This window comes from Candidatus Cloacimonadota bacterium (assembly GCA_020532355.1).
In the GTDB taxonomy this organism is placed as follows: domain Bacteria; phylum Cloacimonadota; class Cloacimonadia; order Cloacimonadales; family Cloacimonadaceae; genus UBA5456.
This window is the reverse complement of the sequence record JAJBBD010000061.1, coordinates 1-4,527: the sequence shown is the minus strand read 5'-3', so window position 1 is coordinate 4,527 and position 4,527 is coordinate 1. Positions and strand designations below refer to the sequence as shown.

The following is a 4,527-nucleotide window of genomic DNA, read 5'->3' as shown; positions in this document are numbered from 1 at the left end:
GCCAAATATCTCTTCCATTTCTTTGACGAGTTCAGAGAGCTCAAGAACGGTCATTTCTTTAATCAGGTCAATTACTTGTTGTTTTTTATCGGACATCTTTCCTCCATCGGATATATGAATAATATTTTTTTAGCTGGCATCAGCTTGTTTTTGGATAAGTGCATCTACCGCATACATAAATTTGCGGATCACACCTTGGTTTACTGCCATGAATCCGGTAAGCGGAGCAGTCATGCTGCCCAAAACCTTAGCCAGAAGTTCATCGCGGCTGGGAAGGGTAGCCAAAGCACTTAGTTCTTTGGAGCTAAATACGTGTCCTGCCACGTATCCGACTTTAAAACTGGGATAGTCGGCATCTTCCATTATTTCTTTAATGAACTTGGCAACTACGCGAGCAGGAGCAACTTCTTCTTCCAAACATACGGCTACAGCAGTAGGTCCTTTCAAATAGTCGTCCAGTTCCGTGATGCCCAGCTCGTTCAATGCAATTTTGAGCAGGGTGTTCTTTTGCACCAAGTAATCCACTTTCTCATTACGGAAGCGGTTGCGCAGCTCATTCACCTGTTCGATATTAATTCCCTTATAATCCACCAGTACGATCGCTTTTGCGCTACGTAGTCTTTCGACTAGATTTTTTACGGCATCTAACTTATATTGTTTAACCATTTACGTGCCTCCTTTTAGCTTTTCGCTGCCAAGGTTGCGCTTGCGACCTGTAGTTTAATCCCGGGACCCATTGTCGTGCACAAAGTGATGCTCTTAATAAATACGCCCTTTAGTGTGGCGGGGCGTTCTTTGAGAACTGCGGAAAGAATAGCTTTGATGTTATCTCTTAGTTTTTCTTCCTCAAAGCTTATCTTGCCTACAGGAATGTGAAGGTTGGCGAATTTGTCTACTCTGTAGGTTACTTTTCCGCCTTTTGCTTCGTTCACTGCTTTGGCAATATCCATGGTTACAGTTCCAACTTTGGGATTGGGCATCAATCCACGTGGTCCAAGGACTCGACCAAGTTTGCCGATACGACCCATTAGGTTAGGTGTAGTAATAACCACGTCAAAATCGAACCACCCACCGGTGATCTTTTCTACGAGGTCGTCTACGCCAACGTAATCGGCGCCAGCATTTTTGGCTTCTTCTGCTTTGTCGCCCTCAGCAAATACTAAAACCCGCATGGTCTTACCGGTTCCGTGCGGTAACACCAATGAGTTTCTGATCTGCTGATCGGCTTTGCGAGGATCTACGCCAAGATTGAAATGTACCTCTACTGTTTCGTCAAACTTGGGAGCTGGAAGGCTCTTGAGAAGCTTGAGCGCATCGTCAAGGTCAAAACGTTTTTGGCGGTCATACATCGCATAGGCGACTTTGTACCTTTTACTATGTTTCATTGACTCTCCTTTATGAATACTATCTCCTGCACCGAAGCAGCTCACTCATCAATAGTGACGCCCATGCTCCGTGCAGTACCTGCGATCATACTCATAGCGGATTCAAGGGAATGGCAATTCATATCCTGGATTTTGAGTTCGGCAATTGTCTTCAGCTGTGCCTGATTTAGTTTTCCCACTTTTGCTTTGTTTGGTGTAGCGGAGCCTTTGGCAAGTCCCGCTTCTTTCTTTATCAGTACACTGGCTGGAGGAGTTTTGATCTCAAATGTGAAAGATTTATTTTTTGCTACATAAATCACTACCGGAAAAATCATTCCGGGTTGATCTTGCGTTTTTTCGTTAAATTGGCGACAAAATTCGGGTATATTAACCCCAACTTGACCCAAAGCGGGGCCAACAGGGGGAGCCGGTGTTGCCTTTCCGGCTGGAAGTTGCAATTTCAAGATTGCTACGGCATCTTTTGGTTTTGCCATGATTTATATCCTCTTAATTTATCTATTTCTTAATCAGTTCTACCTGATTTCCACTAAGTTCTACTGGAGTGCGACGTCCAAAAACCGTAACATCTATTACAAGTTTATTACCCTCATCAGATGTCTTTTGTACCACACCCTCAAAATCGGAAAAGGGTCCGGAGATTACGCGCACCAAGTCTCCGGGCATATACGAAAAAGTCTTAAAATCGCGATCTGGATCCGCTATGCCTAACAAGCGATCCACTTCTTCCTGAGGCAGTGCGATAGGCTCTTTGTGTTCCTTGCTCATACCCAAAAAACTGGTAACCCCTGCCAAGCCGAGAATATAGGTCTTCAGCTCGGGGCTCATTTCTGCCTCAAGGATCACATAACTGGTAAAAACCTTGCGCTCACGCTCTATCTTCTTGCCGTCCCGTATTATAAAAGTCTTGCGCACCGGCACCAATATCCTGCCTACGGATTTTGCCATGTCGGTCCCTTCCAGACCCTTCTCTATTGCGGTCTTTACCTTATTTTCAAAACTCGAGTAGGTATGGATCACATACCATTTCATTGCCACAGGTCTTTCCCCTTAAAACAGTATTTCCAAGATCTTCGAAAATCCAAAATCTACCATAGAAAGAAATATGGCTACGATGGCAGACATTACTATTACTACCACAGTTCCTTCTTTCAGGTCGTTCTTGCCTGGCCAGCTTACGGATTTCATCTCGGAACGTACATCGCGGAAAAAGCGACTTACATTTTCAAATTTCATTTATCTTCACCCAATTTTAGCAGTTGTGCGCACTTGCCAGAAACCAATGTTGGCAGGACAGGCAGGAATCGAACCCGCAACCCCCGGTTTTGGAGACCGGTGCTCTACCAGTTGAACTACTGTCCTGCAACATCTATTAATCGCTTATTAGCGCTGCTTGTGATTTGTATGCTTCCTGCAGGTGGGGCAATATTTCTTTAGCTCCATTCTGTTAGGATGCTTGCGTTTGTTACGAGTAGTAGTATAATTACGATTCTTACACTCTTCGCAAGCAAGAATTATTATATCTCTCATCTTTATACTTCCGGTTTACTCGGTTTACTCGATGATGCTGGATACCACACCGCTGCCAATGGTATGTCCACCCTCGCGGATAGCGAAGCGAAGACCCTGCTCCATGGCAATTGGAGTGATGAGTTCGGCTGAAATTTCAACGTTGTCACCGGGCATCACCATCTTGATGCCTTCCGGCAATACAAGGGTTCCGGTAACGTCGGTTGTACGAAAATAGAATTGAGGACGATAACCGGTTTGGAACGGTTTGTGACGTCCACCTTCTTCCTTTGTAAGAATGTAGGTTTGACCCACAAACTTAGTGTGCGGAGTAATGGATTTCGGTTTGGCAAGCACTTGACCGCGTTCCACATCGGTTTTTGCAAAGCCACGCAACAATAGACCAACATTATCGCCAGCCTGTGCTTCGTCCAAAAGTTTACGGAACATTTCTACTCCGGTGCATGTGGTTTCCACTGTCTCGCGGATACCTACGCGCTCAACTTTATCGCCAACCTTGATAACACCACGCTCTACACGACCGGTGGCAACGGTTCCACGACCGGGAATTGAGAATACGTCTTCTACCGGCATAAGGAAAGGTTTGTCTACCGCACGATCTGGTAGCGGAACATAATTGTCTACTGCATCCATCAAAGCTTGAACCTGAGCTTCTCCTTCCGGATCGGCATTCAAGGCTTTAAGGGCAGATCCGCGAATTACGGGAATCTCATCGCCCGGAAATTCGTATTTTTCAAGCAATTCACGAACTTCCATCTCAACCAAGTCGAGTAATTCTTCATCTTCAACCAGGTCGCATTTGTTCATGAATACTACAACGGCAGGCACACCAACCTGACGTGCAAGCAAAATGTGCTCGCGGGTTTGAGGCATGGGACCGTCATAGGCGCTAACAACCAAAATTGCACCGTCCATCTGGGCAGCACCGGTAATCATGTTCTTAATATAGTCAGCATGACCGGGGCAGTCTACATGGGCATAGTGACGTTTTTCGGTTTCATATTCAACGTGAGCAGTGGCAATGGTTATACCACGGGCTTTCTCTTCAGGGGCGTTATCAATACTATCGAAGGAACGGAATTTGGCTCCGCCCTTCTTTGCAAGGTAAGATGTGATCGCCGCGGTGAGCGTAGTCTTACCATGGTCAATGTGACCAATCGTACCAACATTTACGTGTGGCTTGGTACGTACGAATTTTTCTTTTGCCATTGTTCCTCCTGGAATTGCTATTCCATGTCCTTGTATTATTCGCTATATAATAGAGCATATTTACGAGATCCTCTTCGCATCCCGTAAGCTGCCGTCAAAATGGAGCTCAAGACCGGATTTGAACCGGTGACCTCATCCTTACCAAGGATGTGCTCTACCTACTGAGCTACTTGAGCCTGTTACTACGCCACCTAAAAATCGATGACCATAAAAAATGGAGCGGGAAACGGGGTTCGAACCCGCGACCCTCAGCTTGGAAGGCTGATGCTCTAGCCAACTGAGCTACTCCCGCTAAGGCGAAAATGTGGTGGAGAGGGGAGGATTCGAACCTCCGAAGTCGTCTGACGACAGATTTACAGTCTGTTCCCTTTGGCCGCTCGGGAACCTCTCCACATCTATGGAGCCG

General features: G+C 46.0%; 8 protein-coding genes and 4 tRNA genes. All 12 read right to left on the bottom strand.

Annotation, left to right across the window (positions count from 1 at the left end):
* A partial coding sequence (gene rplL / locus LHW48_01925; GenBank protein MCB5259219.1) for a 50S ribosomal protein L7/L12 occupies positions 1-96 on the bottom strand: 96 nt, incomplete at its 3' end.
* A gap of 33 nt (positions 97-129) precedes the next feature.
* A complete protein-coding gene (gene rplJ / locus LHW48_01920; protein ID MCB5259218.1) occupies positions 130-666 on the bottom strand; it encodes a 50S ribosomal protein L10 in 537 nt (178 codons plus the stop codon).
* A 14-nt stretch (positions 667-680) separates the two neighbouring features.
* Entirely contained in the window at positions 681-1,385 is a 705-nt protein-coding gene (gene rplA / locus LHW48_01915) for a 50S ribosomal protein L1 (protein ID MCB5259217.1), read from the bottom strand.
* 41 nt (positions 1,386-1,426) lie between these two features.
* Positions 1,427-1,858: a 50S ribosomal protein L11 gene (rplK, locus tag LHW48_01910; GenBank protein ID MCB5259216.1), complete on the bottom strand. Its 432-nt coding sequence runs from the start codon at positions 1,856-1,858 to the stop codon at positions 1,427-1,429.
* 22 nt (positions 1,859-1,880) lie between these two features.
* Positions 1,881-2,414 carry a transcription termination/antitermination protein NusG gene (gene nusG / locus LHW48_01905; protein MCB5259215.1) on the bottom strand — a complete coding sequence of 178 codons (534 nt, stop codon included), beginning with the start codon at positions 2,412-2,414 and terminating at the stop codon, positions 1,881-1,883.
* Positions 2,415-2,432: 18 nt separating this feature from the next.
* Entirely contained in the window at positions 2,433-2,618 is a 186-nt protein-coding gene (gene secE / locus LHW48_01900) for a preprotein translocase subunit SecE (protein ID MCB5259214.1), read from the bottom strand.
* 50 nt (positions 2,619-2,668) lie between these two features.
* Positions 2,669-2,744: transfer RNA gene (locus LHW48_01895), tRNA-Trp, on the bottom strand.
* A gap of 21 nt (positions 2,745-2,765) precedes the next feature.
* Positions 2,766-2,912: a 50S ribosomal protein L33 gene (rpmG, locus tag LHW48_01890; GenBank protein ID MCB5259213.1), complete on the bottom strand. Its 147-nt coding sequence runs from the start codon at positions 2,910-2,912 to the stop codon at positions 2,766-2,768.
* 24 nt (positions 2,913-2,936) lie between these two features.
* Complete coding sequence (tuf, locus tag LHW48_01885) at positions 2,937-4,121, bottom strand: elongation factor Tu (GenBank protein ID MCB5259212.1); 1,185 nt, start codon at positions 4,119-4,121, stop codon at positions 2,937-2,939.
* Between the two features lie 100 nt (positions 4,122-4,221).
* Positions 4,222-4,297, bottom strand: a tRNA-Thr gene (locus LHW48_01880).
* A gap of 39 nt (positions 4,298-4,336) precedes the next feature.
* Positions 4,337-4,413, bottom strand: a tRNA-Gly gene (locus LHW48_01875).
* A gap of 13 nt (positions 4,414-4,426) precedes the next feature.
* Positions 4,427-4,512 (bottom strand) — tRNA-Tyr (locus tag LHW48_01870).
* Positions 4,513-4,527 lie beyond the last annotated feature (15 nt).